At 64.1% G+C, this 19,034-nt stretch carries 16 protein-coding genes; 7 read left to right on the top strand and 9 right to left on the bottom strand.

Going from position 1 to position 19,034, the window contains the following annotated elements; genetic code table 11:
• Nucleotides 1-99 precede the first annotated feature (99 nt).
• A complete protein-coding gene (locus tag NMB96_RS03320; RefSeq protein WP_255086217.1) occupies nucleotides 100-3,681 on the bottom strand; it encodes a lamin tail domain-containing protein in 3,582 nt (1,193 codons plus the stop codon).
• Nucleotides 3,682-4,040: 359 nt separating this feature from the next.
• Between NMB96_RS03320 and NMB96_RS03315 the strand changes: the two genes are divergently transcribed.
• The 3 genes from NMB96_RS03315 to NMB96_RS03305 all read left to right on the top strand — a co-directional run bounded on the left by NMB96_RS03315 (nucleotide 4,041) and on the right by NMB96_RS03305 (nucleotide 7,329).
• A complete protein-coding gene (locus NMB96_RS03315; protein WP_043888876.1) occupies nucleotides 4,041-4,934 on the top strand; it encodes a tryptophan 2,3-dioxygenase in 894 nt (297 codons plus the stop codon).
• Nucleotides 4,935-5,191: 257 nt separating this feature from the next.
• A complete protein-coding gene (locus NMB96_RS03310; RefSeq protein WP_023902346.1) occupies nucleotides 5,192-6,712 on the top strand; it encodes a peptide MFS transporter in 1,521 nt (506 codons plus the stop codon).
• An 11-nt stretch (nucleotides 6,713-6,723) separates the two neighbouring features.
• The gene (locus tag NMB96_RS03305) at nucleotides 6,724-7,329 is read left to right on the top strand and encodes a thioredoxin family protein (RefSeq protein ID WP_006448741.1); all 606 of its coding nucleotides are present in this window, start codon (nucleotides 6,724-6,726) and stop codon (nucleotides 7,327-7,329) included.
• A gap of 235 nt (nucleotides 7,330-7,564) precedes the next feature.
• Here the strand turns inward: NMB96_RS03305 and NMB96_RS03300 are convergent, their stop codons facing one another.
• Complete coding sequence (locus NMB96_RS03300; RefSeq protein WP_255086216.1) at nucleotides 7,565-8,053, bottom strand: MarR family winged helix-turn-helix transcriptional regulator; 489 nt, start codon at nucleotides 8,051-8,053, stop codon at nucleotides 7,565-7,567.
• A 122-nt stretch (nucleotides 8,054-8,175) separates the two neighbouring features.
• Here NMB96_RS03300 and hppD point away from each other — a divergent pair, with 122 nt between their 5' ends.
• The 3 genes from hppD to hmgA all read left to right on the top strand — a co-directional run bounded on the left by hppD (nucleotide 8,176) and on the right by hmgA (nucleotide 11,307).
• On the top strand, nucleotides 8,176-9,291 hold the full coding sequence (hppD, locus tag NMB96_RS03295; protein ID WP_255086215.1) for a 4-hydroxyphenylpyruvate dioxygenase: 1,116 nt from the start codon (nucleotides 8,176-8,178) through the stop codon (nucleotides 9,289-9,291).
• A 283-nt stretch (nucleotides 9,292-9,574) separates the two neighbouring features.
• A complete protein-coding gene (locus NMB96_RS03290) occupies nucleotides 9,575-9,967 on the top strand; it encodes an endonuclease domain-containing protein (protein WP_183086625.1) in 393 nt (130 codons plus the stop codon).
• Nucleotides 9,968-10,002: 35 nt separating this feature from the next.
• On the top strand, nucleotides 10,003-11,307 hold the full coding sequence (gene hmgA, locus NMB96_RS03285) for a homogentisate 1,2-dioxygenase (protein ID WP_043888878.1): 1,305 nt from the start codon (nucleotides 10,003-10,005) through the stop codon (nucleotides 11,305-11,307).
• Between the two features lie 322 nt (nucleotides 11,308-11,629).
• Here hmgA and NMB96_RS03280 read toward each other — a convergent pair whose 3' ends face one another.
• Complete coding sequence (locus tag NMB96_RS03280) at nucleotides 11,630-12,184, bottom strand: hypothetical protein (RefSeq protein WP_255086214.1); 555 nt, start codon at nucleotides 12,182-12,184, stop codon at nucleotides 11,630-11,632.
• A gap of 198 nt (nucleotides 12,185-12,382) precedes the next feature.
• On the opposite strand from NMB96_RS03280, the gene NMB96_RS03275 reads away from it, so the two are divergent.
• On the top strand, nucleotides 12,383-13,009 hold the full coding sequence (locus NMB96_RS03275) for a lectin (RefSeq protein WP_255086923.1): 627 nt from the start codon (nucleotides 12,383-12,385) through the stop codon (nucleotides 13,007-13,009).
• Between the two features lie 76 nt (nucleotides 13,010-13,085).
• On the opposite strand, the gene NMB96_RS03270 is transcribed toward NMB96_RS03275, so the two are convergent.
• Genes NMB96_RS03270 through NMB96_RS03245 form a run of 6 tightly spaced genes read right to left on the bottom strand, consistent with a single transcriptional unit; the run spans nucleotide 13,086 to nucleotide 19,029 of the window.
• Nucleotides 13,086-13,505 (bottom strand): Na+/H+ antiporter subunit G, encoded by a 420-nt coding sequence (locus NMB96_RS03270; protein WP_023902356.1) that lies wholly within the window; start codon nucleotides 13,503-13,505, stop codon nucleotides 13,086-13,088.
• The gene (locus tag NMB96_RS03265; RefSeq protein ID WP_023902357.1) at nucleotides 13,502-13,786 is read right to left on the bottom strand and encodes a K+/H+ antiporter subunit F; all 285 of its coding nucleotides are present in this window, start codon (nucleotides 13,784-13,786) and stop codon (nucleotides 13,502-13,504) included. Before NMB96_RS03265 ends, NMB96_RS03270 begins: the two co-directional genes overlap by 4 nt.
• A complete protein-coding gene (locus NMB96_RS03260) occupies nucleotides 13,783-14,289 on the bottom strand; it encodes a Na+/H+ antiporter subunit E (protein ID WP_023902358.1) in 507 nt (168 codons plus the stop codon). The genes NMB96_RS03265 and NMB96_RS03260 overlap by 4 nt, the downstream gene beginning before the upstream one ends.
• Nucleotides 14,286-15,830 (bottom strand): monovalent cation/H+ antiporter subunit D, encoded by a 1,545-nt coding sequence (locus tag NMB96_RS03255; protein WP_023902359.1) that lies wholly within the window; start codon nucleotides 15,828-15,830, stop codon nucleotides 14,286-14,288. The genes NMB96_RS03260 and NMB96_RS03255 overlap by 4 nt, the downstream gene beginning before the upstream one ends.
• Nucleotides 15,827-16,201 carry a Na+/H+ antiporter subunit C gene (locus tag NMB96_RS03250; RefSeq protein WP_023902360.1) on the bottom strand — a complete coding sequence of 125 codons (375 nt, stop codon included), beginning with the start codon at nucleotides 16,199-16,201 and terminating at the stop codon, nucleotides 15,827-15,829. Before NMB96_RS03250 ends, NMB96_RS03255 begins: the two co-directional genes overlap by 4 nt.
• Entirely contained in the window at nucleotides 16,201-19,029 is a 2,829-nt protein-coding gene (locus NMB96_RS03245) for a monovalent cation/H+ antiporter subunit A (protein WP_255086213.1), read from the bottom strand. Before NMB96_RS03245 ends, NMB96_RS03250 begins: the two co-directional genes overlap by 1 nt.
• Between the last annotated feature and the right edge of the window lie 5 nt (nucleotides 19,030-19,034).

Here is a 19,034-nt window from a genome sequence, read left to right as displayed (position 1 = left end):
GCACCGCAGCACACAATGATGCTGGGTTGCACAAAAAAAAGGGCGCGGACCAGGCCGCGCCCTTTGTCGCAGTTCAAACTGCGACGTGTTGCACTGCGATCAGCGGCGCCCGGCGCCTCCACCGATCGGAGTGACGATCAGCGCAGCATTGTCGGCCGGGTTGGCATCGGGCGAGATCGAACTGGCACTTGCCTGCACCCGCACCGCGCCTTCAACCGGGATCGGCTTGGCCGCCACGGTCAGCTGGAACGCGGCCTGCGCGCCCGGCTGCAGTGCCGCGGCGGTGCTGCACATGAAGATCGCGCTGCGCAACGACTGCAGTTGCTTGGTGCAACGCCAGCCGCTGGGCGGCACCAGCAGCGACAACGCCGACACCGTATTGCCCTCGATGCGCACATTGACGCCGGTGGCCGGTGCGTTGCCGCGGTTGTCCAGCAATACCCGGTAAGTGGCGTTGAAGGCGGTGGTTGGCAGCGTGGCGGGGCCTTCCAGACGCACTGCCAGATCGCTGCGCAGGCGTGGCTGCACTGCCACTGCGGCGGTGTCGGTGTTGTTGTCCGGCTGCGGGTCGGGCGTCTGAGAGGCGACCGAAGCGGCCAGGGTGAGGGTGCGTCCGGCCAGTTCCGCGCCAGCTTCAACCTGCACTGCGAAGCGCTGTGCATTGCCGGATGCCAGCGAGGCGATGGTGCAGGTGACCACCGTCTGGGTGCCGGTTTCCGGCGGTTGGCAGCTCCAGCCCGGTGCGGCGGTGACGCGTGGGCTCACCGCGGCATCGAAGGCCAGTGCCACCGCTGCAAACGCTGCGCTGTCAGGCCCACTGTTTTCCACATCCACGCTGAAGTCGATGCGCTCGCCTTCGGTGACTTGCGCGCGTGCGGCGTTCACCATCACGCCCAGGTCGGCGCGCAACGCTGGCGTCATGCGCAACAGCACGATGGTGGGATCGTGATCGGACAAACGCGTAGGCGTGTTGGCGTCGTTGCGCGCGGTGCCGGGGAAGTCCGCATTGATGCGCGCGTGGCCCACCGACAGCGAGGCGATGTTGGGTGCACGCATCAGCGCCTCGTTGGCGATGATGTGATCCAGCGACTGCACGTTGCCGTCGAAGGCGTACGAGTAGCTCTGATCGGGCGTGTTGAACCAGGTCAGGTCGGTGTAGTCCGGGTTGACCAGATCCACGCCATCGCCGTTCACCACGGTCTGCGCATCCGGCGCCGGCCTGCCGGTGACGGTGCCCATCGTATCCACATAGCCGTCGTTGAACTCGAAGGCGTTGAAGTCACCCATCACCAGCACCTGTTCGGCCGGGTCGAGCTGCTGACGCGTCTGCAGCAGACGCGCCAGATACTCGGCCTGGGCCTGGCGCTTGGCGCGGATGCGGGTGCCGGCTGCGTCGTCGGTCTCGGCGCCGTTGAGCGAGCGTTGATGCACCACAATGGCGGTCAGCGGCAGCACGCGGCCATCGGCCTGATGCACCTTGGCGGTGAGCACCAGCGGCGGGCGATCGTTGAGCAGGCTCACGCCGCCTGCCGGTTCGGTCCAGGTGGTGGTCTTGCCTTCCTGGGCGATGGACACCACTTCCACGCGCGGCACGCCGGCCGACACCGTACCGGTTTTGACCAGGAAACCGACGTCGATGCCGCCGACGTCGTTGCCTTCCTGCAGATAGGCCACGTATTGCGGATCCGGCTGGCCGGCTGCCACCGCATCGGTGTTGATGCGTGCAGCCAGCGTCTGCAGCACGCTGATGTTTTCCACTTCCACCGTGCCCAGGATGTCGGGCGTGTGCAGGTAGTTGCGGATCGCCAGCGAGGCCTTGTTGAGGCGGGCCTGGAACGCAGCCGGGGTGAGCACCGGTTCGCCGATCGCCGGGTCGTTCTGGTCGTCGAAGAAGCGCTCCATGTTGTAGGTGGCCACGGCCACGTCGTCGGCCTGCGGCAGCGGCGCCGGGCGCGGTTGGTCGGCACCGTTGCAGTTCACTTGCGGGGTGCGTTCCGGGTACAGCGTGTAGCGGCGGAAGCTGTAATCCAGCGGGCCGGTGACATCCAGCACGACGCAACCGGACGCCAGATCCAGCCGCTCGGCGCCCACGCCGGCACTGCCGACCGCGATCACTTCCGGGTTGGTGTTCCAGCGCGGCACCCCAGCAGGCGAGCCGGCCGGCAGCGGGTCGGGCAGTTGCACGCCCGGCTCGCGAAAGGCACGGGGCACACCGGTGACCACGGCATGGAACACGCCATTGCTGGTGGCAGTGGCGTTGGTCTCGTTGACGTTGCCGCCGGTGGGCGCATTGACGGTGAGGCTGGCGGCGGTGACGCGCATGCCCTCGAGTGCTTCGAGCTGGTCGTAGGCGCCGTTCGGGTTGGGGAAGTTCGCGCTCAACGCCACCGGCATCGGCAACGGGTTGCCGGTGGAATCCAGCAACACGGTCAAGCTGCCACCGATCTCGGTCAATGGCGGCTGGGTCGGGTCGGCAGTGGGCACGTATTCGATCACCGTGCCTTGCACGCGCACGCGGTTGCCGATGGCAGCGGTGTCCGGCGGGGCGCTGCCTGTGTAGACGTAGACGCCTTCGGACGTGGTCGGGTCGCCATCGGTTTCGGCATCCGCTGCCTGCAGGAAGAAGCCGGCGCTGCGGCGAGCAGTCACGATGCCCGAGGTGGCGGCCACCTGGCCTTCCAGCGGCGAACGCGCACCCTTGCCCTGGATGGCGTGGATCGGCAGCAGGCTGAAGTCGTCGTTGAGGATGGTGCCGGTGGCGCTCAACGTAGCCGGCAACGCGCCGGTGAGGCCGCTGATCTGCAGCGCAAAGGTCTCATCGGGCTCGGGCGTGGTGTCGCCCAGCACGTCCACCGCGATGGTGGCGCTGCGCTCGCCGGCGGCAATCTGCACGCTGGTTGCGGGCAAGGCCACATAGTCGCTGCCAGCCACGGCGGTGCCATTGGCGGTGGCGGCGGTGAAGCGCACCCCGCCCGCACCGGCCGGCTGGCTCAGGCTCAGCGTGAACACGAAGCTGCGGCTGCCGCTATTGCCTTCGGCCTGGCTGACATCGGCCAGCGTGGCGATCGGCTGGCCGCCGCCGCTGCACAGGCGTGCGCCGCTGGCGCTATTGCGCGGGGCCGGCGCGCCGGTGGCGAAATCGGCAGCGTTGTTGTCGGTATCGGTGCAGCCTTCGCCGCCGCGCAGCACCGCCAGCGTATTGCTGGGGGCCGGCGTGGGTGCATTGCCTTCGGCGCAGCTGGCATTGCTGCCGTAGCCGACCAGGTCGGCATTGCCGGTGGGGCAGGCGCCGCTCAACGCGGCAGCCGTGCTGCTCAGTGCCACCTTGCCGGCGGTACCGCTCATGGCGGTGGTGCCGGTGGCATCGGGCGTGGGCAGCGCGACACTGCCGCCGCTGCCATCGGCCTGCTTGACTAGGTAATAGCCGCCGGCCGGCACGTTGCCCGCCAATGGCGTGACCTGCCAGCTGCTGCCGGCGGCCGAGGCGTATTGCACCGACCAGCCGTCCAGGCTGACCGTGCTGCTGCCGGTGTTGTGCAGCTCGATGAAATCGCTGCGGAAGGTGGCACCGCTGTTGCCGCCACCGCCGTAGACCTGGCTGATGACAACCTGGGCATTGGCGTGGCCGGCAACCGCCAGCGCACAGAAAAGTAAGGCTGCACGACGCTGCAACACATGCATGAGATGAGAGTCCCCTGGTCCTTGAGACGTGAAACGCTCCCCTGGTCCGGCCACGTCCCTGGCCGGCAGCGCCGTTTGATTCTGCATGAATTTGCAGGCTTAGGTTGACCATATGGTTACACCGGCGCAGTGGCTGCGACCGGGCGGTCGCGCCCGCTCGCGTTTTTCAGCTGTGAAGGACCCGACGGTGCACGCCACAACACCGCACCGCGCAAGCCGAACGCGGCAGCAGCGCCGCAACCCAGTCGCAGGTGTCGGCAGCAGCGCTGAATCCCCAATCCCCAATCCCGCAGCGCTGGCTCTGCGTCAGCCGGGCCAGCGCTGCGCTACCCTTGCCTGCCCATCGTCAGCGCTACGCCATGCCCGTCGACAAGAACCTGCGTGACCTGGAACCCGGCATCCACACCGATCTGGAGGGGCGGCTGACCTACAGCGGTTATCTGCGGCTGGACCAGTTGCTGTCCGCGCAGCAGCCCTTGTCCGAGCCGGCGCACCACGACGAGATGCTGTTCATCATCCAGCACCAGACCTCCGAGCTGTGGCTGAAGCTGCTGGCGCACGAGCTGCGCGCGGCGATGGTGCATCTGCAGAACGATCAGGTCTGGCAGTGCCGCAAGGTGCTGGCGCGCAGCAAACAGGTGCTACGCCAGCTCACCGAGCAATGGTCGGTGCTGGAAACGCTCACCCCGAGCGAGTACATGGGGTTTCGCGATGTGCTGGGCCCTTCTTCCGGCTTTCAGTCGCTGCAGTACCGCTATATCGAGTTCCTGCTCGGCAACAAGAACCCGCAGATGCTGCAGGTGTTCGCTTACGACCCGCAGGGCCAGGCGCGGCTGCGCGAGGTGCTGGAAGCGCCCAGCCTCTACGAGGAATTCCTGCGCTATCTGGCGCGTTTCGGGCATGCGATTCCGCAGCAGTACCAGGCGCGCGACTGGACCGCCGCGCATGTGGCCGACGATGCATTGCGTCCAGTATTTGAGCGCATCTACGAAAACACCGACCGCTACTGGCGCGAGTATTCGCTGTGCGAGGACCTGGTGGATGTGGAAACCCAGTTCCAGCTCTGGCGCTTCCGCCATATGCGCACGGTGATGCGGGTGATCGGCTTCAAGCGCGGCACCGGTGGGTCGAGCGGTGTGGGGTTTCTGCAGCAGGCGCTGGCGCTGACGTTTTTCCCGGAGCTGTTCGACGTGCGTACGTCGGTAGGTGTGGAAAACCGCGCGCCGAGTGGTGGTGAGGCTGCGAAGGGTTGAGGAAAGAAGCTGAAGCTGGCAGAGCGGAAGTTGGTCCGCTAGAGCAGAGTCCGGTCGCACGCAAGGCGAGGGGTGGGGTGAGCGTATGAGCGTCATCCTGTGCCATCTCCACCACCAAGCCCCCAATCAAACCCGCTGGCATCGCGCTCCCGAGTCCGGCGAATTTGACGTGAACATGACGTCTAAGTGATCCTCGCGCGTCGCCCAGGGCTCGCCCTGGTGCACCCAGCCATCACTGAATACGCAAGGGACACCTCATGAGCGTTGACGCTACTGCGCCGACTTCCGCTACCACTCCGCCGCAGCCGCCTGCGCCTCCCGAGTTCCCGACACTGCTCGGCCACCCCCGGCCGCTGTGGATGCTGTTCATGACCGAATTCTGGGAACGCTTTGCGTTCTACGGGATTCGTTGGGCGCTGACGCTCTATATCGTGGCCCAGTTTTACGAGGGCTCCGGCGCCGGCGAGGCACCGGCTAACCGCCTCTACGGTGCATATCTGGCACTGGTATATGCCTCGGCGCTGTTCGGTGGGTTCGTCGCCGACCGACTCATCGGCTACCAGCGCTCGCTGCTGATCGGTGCAGTCGTCATGTCGGTCGGTCTATTCCTGATCGCAGTGCCAAACGAACAAGTGTTCAAAATTGGCTTGGCGACGATCATCGCCGGCAACGGCCTGTTCAAGCCGAACGTCTCGACCATGGTCGGCAAGCTGTATCCGCTGAACGACCCGCGTCGGGATTCGGGATTCACGATCTTCTACATGGGCATCAATGCAGGCGGTTTTTTAGCGCCGATTCTGACTGGCTTGCTCGCCGACAAATTTTTCGGCACCGAGGCGATGCCTGCCTACAAGTACGTGTTCATTGCCTCTGGTGTCGGCATGTTGATCAGCCTTGTGTGGTTCTGGCTGGGACGTCGCCAGCTTGGGCCGGTCGGTTCGCCGCCGGTTGGCGGAGAAGGGATGGGGCGCACCGTGGCAGTGTTGGTAGGCACGCTGTTCGCCATTCCAATCGCCTACGGCTTGTTGTTGATCGATGCCAGCATCCTTGGCTGGATCCTGACCATCTTGTTCCTTGCGCTGTGCGGATTGATTCTGTTCGAAGGCATCCGGGAAGGTAAGGTACAGCGCGACCGCGCCATTGCCATGCTGATCGTCTTCGTATTCAACGTGATGTTTTTCATGTTCTTCGAACAGGCGGGCAGTTCGTTTAATTTCCTAGCGCAGAACATCGTTGAACGTGACCTCGGCGGCTGGATGTTCCCGGTGGGTTGGTTTCAATCGGTCAACACGCTGGCAATTCTCGTGCTTGGGCCTGTGTTCGTCTGGCTGTGGGTCGCTCTGAAGTCTGCCAATCCGTCGATTCCGCGCAAGTTCGGTCTGGGTTTGATCTTCAACGGCCTGGCCTTTGCGTTGCTGATGTATGCGCTGTCCGCACTTGTGGACGATGCCGGGAAGATTCCTTTCTGGACTTTGTTCATGGTCTATGTGATCCAGACAGTCGGTGAGCTGTGCTTGTCTCCTATTGGCTTGTCGATGACGACAAAGCTGGCTCCGGCCAAAGTCGTTGGCCTGGCAATGGGTGGCTGGTTCTTGTCCACAGCAATTGGTAATAACCTGTCCGGCATCTTCGCTTCCGCGGTCAGTGGCGAGACCGGTATGACCGTGGCCTCTGCACTGAAGGGCTACACTTTTGGCTTCTGGTCGCTGATCGCTGCGGGTGTGCTGCTTCTGTTAATTGCCCCCTTGGTCAACAAACTGATGCATGGTGTGAAGTGAGGAGAACCGCAATGCCGATGAAATCCACTGTCTGTGGCCCGCTGCTGGCGGGCATGTTGCTCACAAGCTTGTTGAGTGCCTGCGGGCAGCCCAGCGAGCAACAGGAGGCGCCACGGCCGCTGGACACCTCGATGCAGAAGCCGCCCAGCGCCGATCCCAGCCAGCCGGTGTCTTCCGGCAACACGCCGACCGCTGCGGATATCGCCGCGGCGGCAGCGCTCAACGCGCAATATGACCCCTCACGCGATCCGGCCGCAGATCTTGAGACCGCCAAGGTCGAGGCCAAGCGCGGTGGCAAGCGCATCGTGCTCAACGTCGGCAATGCGGCCTGCGAGCCGTGCAAGGCGCTGGACGAGCTGATGGGCGGCGATGCCGAGCTGCGCAGCTTCCGCGATGCGCACTTTGTGGTGGTCAAGGTCAACCGCGATGCGGCCAACGAGAACGCCGCGTTCCTGTCGCAGTTCGCGCAACTCAACGACTACCCGTCGCTGCTGGTGCTGGATAACGACGGCAAGCCGCTGACCCTGCAGTCCGGCCCGGAGCTGCGCAAGGGCGAGGGGTTCGATCGCAAGAAGCTGTTCGACTTCCTCAAGCAGTGGGCGCCGCCGCAGGCGTGATGCTCGCTGCAGCGTCATGCAAACCCCCGCGCTGCGGGTAGCGCTGTTCACTCAGGCGTCTGATCGAGTCTTGGCGACTCGGTGCAGTGTCCCAGCGCAATAAAAAAACGGCGCTTCCCCGCAAAAGGGAAGCGCCGTTTTTGTTGACCGAACCGCATGGCCGTGCTGCATGGATTGTGAGTGGTCTGCGCCGAAACGCCGATCACCCGCACCGCCTCTCAACGGTGCGACAGCCTCACTCCTTGCCGGCCATGCGCGGCAGCCCGTCCTTGGCCAGCCGGTCGATCAGCTTTTCCAGGATCTGCTGCTCCTCGGCGCTGAACACCGACATCAGCCGCTGCTCCATCTCGTTGACCAGCGGGGCGACGGTCTCGTACACCTGGCGTCCGGCCGGCGACAGCGCCAGCATCGAGCGGCGGCGGTCGTCGCCATGGGTTTCGCGGCGGATGAAGCCGCGCTCCAGCAGGCGCGCCACGGCGCGGCTCACTGCAACTTTATCCATCGCCGTGCGGTCGGAGACTTCACTGGCCGAGGAACCCGGATACAGCGCCAGGATGGTGATCACCCGCCACTCGGGAATGGCCATCCCGTAACGATCACCGTAGACCTTGGCGATGTTGCTGCTGATGCGGTTGGACAGCACGCTGAGGCGATACGGCAGGAACTGCTCGAGGTTGAGCAGCACAGGATGTTGCGGCGGAGTGGGGGCGTCGAGATCGCTCATGTTGCACTGTGTCTTGATTTTGGTTTCATTTGCAACTACAAACCGTGGGTGGCCTGCACATTCTCGCGGGTCTTCTGCCACCCCGCATAGCCCTGCGGATGGCCCAGCGTGGAGAAACGACGATGAGTGCACAACCGAACACCCCCATCAGCCGCCCCGATCCCGGCATGCAGGTCACCACCTTCGACAATCCGATGGGGATCGACGGGTTCGAATTCGTCGAATTTGCCGCACCCGCCGGCCAGGTGGCGCAGCTGCACGACTACTTTCGCAAGATGGGCTTCAGCCCGGTGCTGCGCCATCGCAGCCGCGCCATTACCGTCTATCGCCAGGGTGGGGTCAATTTCCTGCTCAACGAAGATCCCGATTCGTTTGCCGCCGATTTCGCCGCTGCGCATGGCCCGAGCGCCTGCGGCTTTGCGATCCGCTTCCGCACCCCGGCCGAGACCGTGCTGCAGACCGTGCTGGGCAATGGCGGCGAAGCGGTGCAGGACAAGGCAGAAACGCGCGCAGTGCCGGCGCCGGTGGTCAAGGGCATCGGCGACTGCATGCTGTATCTGGTGGACCGCTACGGCGAGGCGGGCAGCATCTACGACGCCGACTACGAGCCAATCGAAGGCGCCGACCAGCACCCGGCCGGCTTCGGGCTGACCTTCATCGACCACCTGACCCACAACCTGTACTTCGGCAACATGCAGCGCTGGTCGGACTATTACGAGCGCCTGTTCAACTTCCGCGAGATCCGCTATTTCGACATCAAGGGCGCCAAGACCGGCCTGGTGTCCAAGGCGATGACCGCGCCGGACGGCATCGTGCGCATTCCGCTCAACGAATCCTCCGACCCCAAGAGCCAGATCAACGAGTATCTGGACGCCTACCAGGGCGAAGGCATCCAGCACATCGCCTGCTTCACCGACGACATCTACACCAGCGTGGAAAAGATGCGCGAGGCGGGCGTGAGTTTTCTCGACACGCCGGACACCTATTTCGAAGTGGTGGACCTGCGCATTCCCGAGCACGGTGAAGACGTCGCACGCCTGCGCCGCAACAAGATCCTGATCGATGCGGATGTGGACACCAAGCAGCGCAAGTTGCTGCAGATCTTCACCACCAACTGCATCGGCCCGATCTTCTTCGAAATCATCCAGCGCAAGGGCAATGAGGGCTTTGGCGAGGGTAATTTCCAGGCATTGTTCGAGAGTATCGAGCGCGATCAGATGAAGCGTGGGGTGCTGTAAGTCTGGGATTGGTGATTCGCTATTCGGGATTTATGGTTGGTGCCATTAACTGCGTCGGTGCGGGTTTGAGTGGCACTCGTTGTGATGCCGAACGCCGCAGCTTGTTAAGTCAGGCGCAGCTTTGGTATGGATCAGGCGAATTACGCAGACAAGTCGCATGTAGCAGCCAATTGCGCGCGCGCCAAGCAACGCATGTGTCTGACAACACAGAGTGATGAAAACGTACGTTGCTGAAGCCCCTCTCCCCACGGGAGAGGGGTTGGGGTGAGGGTACGGTGGAACGATGAAAATCAAACCACCATTACCCACCGTCGCACTCACCAACGCGCGTGCGTTACGCACGGAGATGACAGACGCAGAGCGCGCACTTTGGCGCTGTCTACGCAGCAATCAGCTACAAGGTTTCAAGTTCAGACGTCAGCATCCGATTCCGCCGTACATCGCAGATTTTTGTTGTATCGATGCGGCGTTGGTTGTTGAGCTGGATGGATCGCAGCACCAAGCATCCAGCGATCAGGCAAGGACGCGGTGGCTGCAATCGAAGGGATGGACAGTGCTGCGCTTCTGGAACAACGATGTGTTGTTTTCGCTGGATGCGGTGGTTGAGACGATCTGCAAGATGGTCGCTACGCCGTACCCTCACCCCAACCCCTCTCCCGGTGGGAGAGGGGCTTAATTCCAGCCCCTGTGGGGGCCAGTCCGGACGCACCCATGCACAACGACCAGCGTTACATGACCGGCTTCGGCAATGAATTCGCCAGCGAGGCAGTAGCCGACACCTTGCCGGTCGGCCAGAACTCGCCGCAGCGGGTGGCGCACGGGTTGTACGCCGAACAGTTGTCCGGCACGGCGTTTACTGCGCCGCGTGGCGAAAATCGGCGCAGTTGGCTGTATCGCATCCGTCCGGCGGCGGTGCATGGCGCGTTCTCGTTGATCGAGCAATCCGCCTTCCACAACGACTTCGGCAGCGGCCCGGTGCCACCGGACCAGCTGCGTTGGAGTCCATTGCCATTGCCGTCCACGCCGACCGATTTCATCGATGGTCTGTACACGATGGCGGGCAACGGCGGGCCGGAGACCATGTCCGGTGTTGCCGTGCATCTGTATGCGGCCAACGCCTCCATGCGCGATCGCTTTTTCTACGATGCCGATGGCGAGTTGCTGCTGGTGCCGCAGCTCGGCCGCCTGCGTATCCACACCGAGCTGGGCGTGCTGGAGCTGGAGCCGCAGCAGATCGGGGTGATACCGCGCGGTATGCGGTTTCGCGTCGAGCTGCCGGACGGCAACGCGCGCGGCTATGTCTGCGAGAACTTCGGCGGCCTGCTGCGCCTACCCGACCTGGGCCCGATCGGCTCGAACGGGCTGGCCAACGGGCGTGATTTCGAAACACCGCATGCCGCCTACGAACAGCGCGAAGGTGCGTTCGAGCTGGTGGCCAAATTCCAGGGCCATCTGTGGCGCGCAGACATCGATCACTCGCCGCTGGACGTGGTGGCCTGGCATGGCAACTACGCGCCGTACCGCTACGATCTGCGCCGCTTCAACGCCATCGGCTCGATCAGCTTCGATCATCCGGACCCCAGCATCTTCACCGTGCTGACCTCGCCCAGCGACACGCATGGCACGGCGAACATGGATTTTGCGATCTTCCCGCCGCGCTGGCTGGTGGCGCAGCATACCTTTCGCCCACCGTGGTTCCATCGCAACGTGGCCAGCGAGTTCATGGGCCTGGTGCACGGTGTCTACGATGCCAAGGCCGACGGCTTCGCGCCGGGCGGGGCATCGCTGCACAACTGCATGAGCGGGCACGGCCCGGACGCGGCAACCTTCGACAAGGCCTCGCATGCGGATCTGACCCGCCCGGATGTGATCACCGAGACCATGGCTTTCATGTTCGAGACGCGTGCGGTATTGCGTCCTACCGGGCAAGCGCTGCAGGCGGCGCATCGACAGGGCGATTATCAGCAGTGCTGGTCGGGCTTGCGTGCGGCGTTTCAGCTGCCGACCTCGGAATGATGCGATGTCAGAGCGTCTGATAAGAAGTCGCGGGCGCTCGGCAGGCGGTTGCGGGCAGCACGCATGACTTTCGCCATCCCGTTCGCGCAGTTGCAGTTGCAGCGCGCTGAACCGCGTTCCGATACGGCCAGTGGCGTGGCATCGTTCGCCTTGCTGGGCAAAACGGTGCGCACGAAGGGACGATGCCGCATTGAGCAATGACCGTGCCGGCTGGCGGTGAGCAGCAGTGGTGATATGGATCGCTTCAAGCCCGCAGCTAGCCCAGGGTGATATCAGGGCGCACCGCTCGCGCTACCCATTGCGGCTGGATACCGCTGCTGGATCATGCCGCCTGCAACGTATCCGGCAGCAACTCGCCGATGCGTGCACGCACGCGTTCGGCGTAGGTTGCCGAGGTGATCTGCGGCAGTTCGCGTAGCGCCTCGGCAATGGCGGCACCGATGGCGTCTTCCGCGCGGGCGGCCTGCAGCTGACGGTGCAACGCGGCAGCGGCGGGGTTGCGTTGCAGTTGCAGGATGTCGAGCAGATACAGCCGTGCATTGGTGGCCGCGCGCCGCCGCTGACGCTGCAAGTCTTCTTCGGTCTGCTGCGCATCCGGCAGTTGCACGGGCGCAGCGGGCGTCGGCTCTGTCGCAGCGGACGTGCCGGACGCACTATCCGCGCTACCCGCACCTGCATCCGCTTCACCCAGCTGCAGATATCCCATCGCACACAAGGTCTGCACCAGCGTGGCGGCATTGCCGCCCAGCAACTGCGCCAGCGTCGCCAGGTCGCGCTGGCCATCGGCCAGGATCAGGGTGCGCCGCTGCAACAACGTGAGGGGGCTGCGGTGCGACTGCAGCGCGGTGACAGCGAGTTCGGTCTTGCGTGGGGTCATGGTGGCAGTCCTGCGAAGCCGTCAGCGTGACCGCAGCCAATGAAGCGCCGATGACATCGGCAAGACGCAATGGTCACACCGGCAATATGGTCACGCCGGCAATGGTCACAGCGTTCTGCACATCACCGCGCTGCGCGCTGTGTAGGCTGTCGCGGAGCCATAAGGAACGCACGCATGACATCCAGACTGCTTGGTTTGATGGGCGCACTGCTGTTACTGGCCGGCTGCAATCGCGCCGACGACTCCAGAATCACGGTTGAGGCAGCTAACGCGGAGCAAGTGCCTGTCCCCGCAGCCCCCAACGACCAGCCGCCTGGCGAGGTGCCACCCGCCACCGCGCCCGCCGGCACGTTTCCGCCGCAACTGCGTCAGGACCCTGCCGCACTCGCGCGTCTGGACGGCTACGGCGATCTGCGCCTGGGCATGGACGCGGCGCAGGCGCATGCTGCCTGGGGCGGCGACTTGCGCGGCGAAGCGGCAAGCGATGGCGGTTGCTATCTGCTACGGCCGCAGTGGGCCGACGACGCGCGCCGTTTCGGTTTCATGTTCGAGGGCGACCACTTTGTGCGCTATCAGACCAGCGAGCCCAAGGAACTCGCACCCGGTGGCGGCAAGGTCGGCATGACGCTGACGCAGTTGCGCGCGCTGTATCCCGATGGCCTGACCGAGCAGCCGCACAAATACGTCCCCGGGGCGCTCAGCCTGCGCTTTGCCGATGCGGCGGCACAGTCGGCGCTGGTGTTCGAAACCGATGCCCAGGGCAGGGTGACCAACTGGCGGGTAGGGCAGCTGCCGCAGGTGGATTATGTCGAAGGCTGTGGCTGAAGCGCTTGCCGGATCGCGTTCGAACGCCTGGTGCAGCTCAGTCGATCACCCGCCTTTCGAGGCCTCAGTTCAACGCCTAGTGCTGCTCCGACTCTGGCCCCAGATGCTGTTTCTCGGTTTCTTCGTTCTCGCCGACATCGCCCTGCACCTGCGGTAATCCTTCCTCGCGCATCTCGCTCTTGTTCGGCACTTCCGGGCGGTTTTCCATCATCAGCGACAGCGCCGCCTTGGCCATCATGTGCGCGCTGATCGGTGCGGTGATGAACAAAAAGACGGTGATCAGCAACTCGCGCGGTTGCGGGTCCACGCCTAAAAACAGGTGATAGCCCACCGATGCCAGCAGCACGCAGCCCACCCCCAAGGTGCTGGCCTTGGTCGGCGCATGCAGGCGCTTGAAAAAGTCAGACAGCTTCACCAGCCCGAGCGCGCCGATCAGGATGAAGAACGTGCCGACCAGCAACAAAGCGCTCAGCAGGTATTCGGTCAGGGCGATCATTCGACGATGTCCCGGCGCAAGACATATTTACTGAGCACCACGGTGCTGCCGAAGCCAAGCATTGCGATCACCAGCGCGGCTTCGAAGTAGATCGGCGAATCCAGGTACATGCCCAGCAGCATCAGCTCGGCGATGGCGGTGATGGAGAGCGTGTCCAACGCAAGAATGCGATCGGGCACGGAGGGGCCCCGCAGCAATCGCCATAGCGCCATCAGCATGGCCAGACCCACCGCGTGCATGCAGATGACGATGGTCGATTCGATGAACATGTGGCCGGTCATGGAAAGATCTCCATCAGGGGCTTCTCGTAGCGGGTCTTGATCTCGGCGATCAACGCGTCCGGATCGTCCAGATGCAGCACGTGCACCAGCAGATATTTACGGTCGTCCGAGAGCGCCGCCGACACCGTGCCGGGGGTGAGCGTGATCATGCTGGTCAGCGCGGCGATGCCATGGATGTTGGCGATATCCAGCGGCACCCAGATGAAACCGGGATGGATGCGCGACTCCGGGCCGAGCACCTGGCCGGCCACCTTGATGTTGGAGCGCACGATATCGCCTGCGGCCACCAGCAGCATGCGCGGCACCGAACGTAGTGAACCGATCTGCGCAAACTCGCGGTCCAGTCGTGCCGCGAAGATCGGCACCACCCAGCCCAGCAATAAGCCGAGCACCCACTGCTGCGGCCCGAAGCTGTCGCTGAGCAGCAACCAGAACACGAACACCATCACGCTCAATGGTGCCGATGGAAACATCCGCCGCCGCAGCGGCACACGCGCGCTCATGGTTGCCTCCGTTGCGGTGTGGTGGCACGCACCTGTTCCACATACGCACCGGGGTCGCGCAGCTGCGCGCCGGCCGCATCGGTGTAACGCATCAACGGACCGGCGCCCACCGTCATCGCCACCAGGCCACTGAGCAGCAACACGGTGGCGGCGGTTTCCACCGGGCGCATGCGGCCACGCCGTTGCGGTTGCAGCTCCGGCACATCTTCCACGGCTTCGGGTACGCGCCAGAACAGGCGCACGCCGGCACGCGTCAGTCCGATCACCACCAACAAGCTGCTGCCGAGGATCGCGGCCCAGACCGGCGCGACCAGACCATCGGGCACATGCTGCAGCAACGCCGCTTTGGCCAGAAAGCCGGACAACGGCGGCAAGCCGGCCACCGCCACTGCGGCGATCATGAACATCGTGCCGGGCATCCCACGCCGTGGCAGTGGCGCGACCACTTCCTTGCGATCGCTGGCACTGCCGCGCCGCCGGCGGATCAGATCCGACACCATGAACAACGCAGCCGCCACGAAACTGCTATGCGGCAGGTAATACAGCCCCGCACCCAAGGCGCCGGCATCGTCCAGCGAGAACGCGATGAACAAGGTCGCCGCCGAAAACACCACCAGATACGACACCATCACCCGCAGCCGCGATGCCGCCATCACCCCGATGGCGGCCATCACCAGCGTGGCGATACCCAACCACAGCAGCGCGTGCCGACCGAAGCCCTGCAGTGCGCCGGCACCGGCGCCGAACCACAGCGACGACACCCTCAGCGTGGCGTACAGCCCGACCTTGGTCATGATCGCGAACAACGCGGCCACCGCGGCCGGCGCACGCGAGTAAGTTTCCGGCAGCCACAGATACAACGGCAGCAACGCGGCCTTGCTGCAGAACACCAGCAGCAACAATCCCAATGCAGCTTTGGCCAGCGGCACATCCTGCGCCGGCAGCTCGGCGATGCGTTGCGACAGCTCGGCCATGTTGAGCGTGCCGAACACACCGAACAACAAACCCAGCGCGACCAGGAACAAGGTCGACGCACACACGTTGAACACCACGTAATGCAGGCCCACGCGCATCTGCAAGCCGCGCCCGCCGCTGAGCAATAACCCGTAGGAAGCGATCAGCATCACTTCGAAGAACACGAACAGGTTGAAGATGTCGCCGGTCAGGAACGCACCGTTCAAACCCATCAACTGGAACTGGAACAAGGCATGGAAATGTGGCGCGCGGCGGTCCCAGCCGGCACACGCATGCAGCAGGCAGGCCGAGCCCAACATTAAAGTGGTCAACAACATCCACGCCGACAAGCGGTCGCCCATCAACACGATGCCGATGCGTGCCGGCCAATCGCCCAGCAGATACACCAGGACCTCGCCTTCGGCGGCGCGCGCGAACAGCGCGATCACTGCCGCAGCCAGCAAGGCCATGCTCACCCACGCCACCGTGCGCTGCACGCGTGGCCCATAGCGACGATGCTCGACAAACAGCGACGCAGACGCACCCAGCATCGGGATCAGGATCGGCAGGATCAGCAGATGATTCATCGCCGCGCCTCGCGCGTGTCCAACCCGGTAGTGGCATCTTCGTGCGCATCCACATGATCGCTGCCGTTATCGCTGCGGCTACGGATCGCCAGCACCAGGCTCACTGCAGTCATCGCAAAGGCGATCACGATCGCAGTCAACACCAGCGCCTGCGGCAACGGATCGGTGTAGTGCATCAGATCGGCGGGCACGTCGTCGCGCAACACCGGCGCCTGACCGCTACGCACGCGCCCGCCGGCGAAGATCAGCAGGTTGGTCGCATACGACAGGAAGGTCATCCCCAGGATCACATCGAAGCTGCGCGCGCGCAGCAACAGGTAGATCGCCAATGCAGTGAGGACGCCGATCGCGCTTGCCAGTGCCAGTTCCATCAATGCTGCTCCGCGGTGCGTGTCGAACGTTGGGTGGGGTCGATCTCGCCGCGCTGCGAACTGCGCGTGCGCGAAGGTTTGATCGTGCCCATCATCGACAGCATCAACATCGCCGCGCCGAACACCACCAGATACACGCCGATATCGAAACCCAGCGCGCTGGCCAGTTCCAGCTCACCCAATAGCGGCAACGGAATCTCCACATGCCCGCTGCTCAAGAACGGCATGCCGAACAGCAGCGACCCTGCACCGCTGACCAGTGCGAACAACAGCCCGATGCCGATCAGGCGGATGTAGTCGAAACCGAAGCGCGATTCCACCGAGGCGGTGCCCTGGATCACGTACTGCATCAGCAACGGCACCGCCAGCACCAGGCCGGCGATGAAGCCGCCACCGGGCGCGTTATGGCCGCGCAGGAACAGAAACAACGACACCGTCAGCGTGAGCGGGAACATGATCTGCGCCAGATCGGCCGGCACCGGCAACTTGATCGGCGGCCCCGGCATGCTGCGCTCCGGCGCCATGCGCGAGCGCCGCAGCAGTGCATGCACCACCAGCCCGGCAATGGCGAACACGGTGATCTCGCCGAAGGTATCGAACCCGCGGAAATCCACCAGGATCACGTTGACCACGTTGTGGCCGTACGCTTCCGGCAGCGCACGATGCAGCATTTCCCCTGCCACGGTGTGGCTGGGCTGTGTCATCAAGGTGTAGGCCAGGGCAGCCAGGCCGGCGCCACCGACGATGGCAATGGCGGCATCGCGGATCTTGCGCAAGCGCGCAGGCTCGGGCAACGAGCGCTCGGGCAGGTAATTCATCGCCAGCAGCATCAGCACCAGCGTCACCATCTCCACCAGCAACTGCGTCAACGCAAGGTCCGGTGCCGACAGGAACACGAAGGTCAGGCTGACCGCCAGGCCGGTGCCGCCGAGCACCAGCACCGCCAGCAGGCGCTGCTTGTACAGGAACAGACTACCCAGCGCGCAGGCGATCATCAGCAGCCACACCGTCCAGCCCAGCAGCGGCATCGGCGTGGGGGCAGGCCAGGCCGGCAGCGTGCCGCCTTGCAGGAACGGGACCAGCGCCACCACCACCGCACTCAACACCAGCAACATCAGCATGCGTTGCAGATTGCCGTTGGTGACCGCATCGGTCATGCGCGCGGTGGCGGCATACAGTGCGCGAAGATTCCAGTTGAACAGCGCTTTGCCTGGCGAGCGGTTCTGGATCGCATACAGGTCCAGCGTGCGGCGCAGCGCCATGTACAACAGCGTGCCACCCACCATACCGGCGATGCTCATCGCCAATGGCCAGTTCCAGCCATGCCACAGGGCCAGGCTGTAGTCGGGCAACCTGTCGCCAAGGATCGCACTTGCACCGGCGCGTAGCACTGGCGCGATGGTCCATGCCGGCACGATGCCCACCGCCACGCAGATCAGCACCAGTACCTCCACCGGAATCTTCATCCAGCGCGGCGGCTCGTGCGGGGTGGTGTCCAGATCGCGCGGACCTTCGCCGAAAAAAGTGTCGTGCACAAAGCGCAGGCTGTAAGCCACGCCAAGCAGACCGGCCAGCAGCGCAGCGATGCTGGCCAACACACGCATCGCCTGCGGCGCTTCGGTTTCCAGTGCGACGGCAAAGAACATTTCCTTCGACAAGAAGCCGTTGAGCAGCGGAACGCCGGCCATCGCCAACGAGGCGATGATCGCCAGCGCGCTGGTGAATGGCATCAGGCGGCGCAGATTGCCCAGCTTGCGCATGTCGCGCGTGCCGGTCTCGTGGTCGATGATGCCGGCGGCCATGAACAACGAGGCCTTGAACACCGCGTGGTTGAGGATGTGGAACACGCCGGCCACCACCGCCATCGGTGTTGACAAGCCGAACAGCATCGTGATCAAGCCCAGATGCGAAATGGTCGAATACGCCAGCACGCCTTTGAGATCGTGCTGAAAGATCGCATGCCAGGCACCCAGCAACAGCGTGATCGCGCCGATGCTGGTGACCGTATAGAAAAACAGATCGGTGCCGGCCAGTGCCGGGTGCAGACGCGCCAGCAAAAACACACCGGCCTTTACCATCGTGGCCGAGTGCAGGTAGGCCGAGACCGGCGTCGGCGCGGCCATCGCATGTGGCAGCCAGAAGTGGAACGGAAACTGCGCGCTCTTGGTGAAAATCCCCAGCAGCACCAGGCACAACGCATACGGATACAGTGGGCTGGCGCGAATGAGATCGCCGGCTGCCAACACCGCATCCAGCTGAAAACTGCCGACAATGCGGCCGATCATCAAGATGCCGCCCAGCAGCGCCAGGCCGCCACCAGCGGTCAACACGAAGGCCATGCGCGCGCCCTCGCGCGCGTCCTTGCGGTGCGACCAGAAGCCGATCAACAGGAACGAGCTGATGCTGGTGAGTTCCCAGAACACCATCAGCAACAGCAGGTTGCCCGACAACACCATGCCGAGCATTGCGCCCATGAACAGCATGAGATAGGCGAAAAAGCGCGAGGCGCTGTCGCGTGCGCTCAGGTAGTAATGCGCATACATCACCACCAGCGCGCCGATGCCCAGCACCAGTAATGCGAACATCCATGCCAGGCCATCGAGCCGCAGCGAGAACAGCAAACCGATTTGCGGCAACCACGCATGTTCGCTGTGGATCACTTCACCGCGCAGTACCGCCGGTGTCAGCATCGCCAGGATCAGCAGCCCGCCCAACGGCGCGGCCGCAGCCAACCACGCAGTGATCGAACGGGAGGTGCGCCAGAACAGCGCGGTGGCGGCCGCCATCACGAAGGGCAGCGCGAGCAGGATTTCCAACGAAAAAGGCATGCAGG

Origin of the sequence: Xanthomonas hortorum (assembly GCF_024339125.1) — a bacterium.
GTDB classification, from domain to species: Bacteria; Pseudomonadota; Gammaproteobacteria; order Xanthomonadales; family Xanthomonadaceae; genus Xanthomonas; species Xanthomonas hortorum.
Note: the sequence above shows the minus strand (reverse complement) of the source record. Positions and strands in the feature narration are given on the sequence as shown.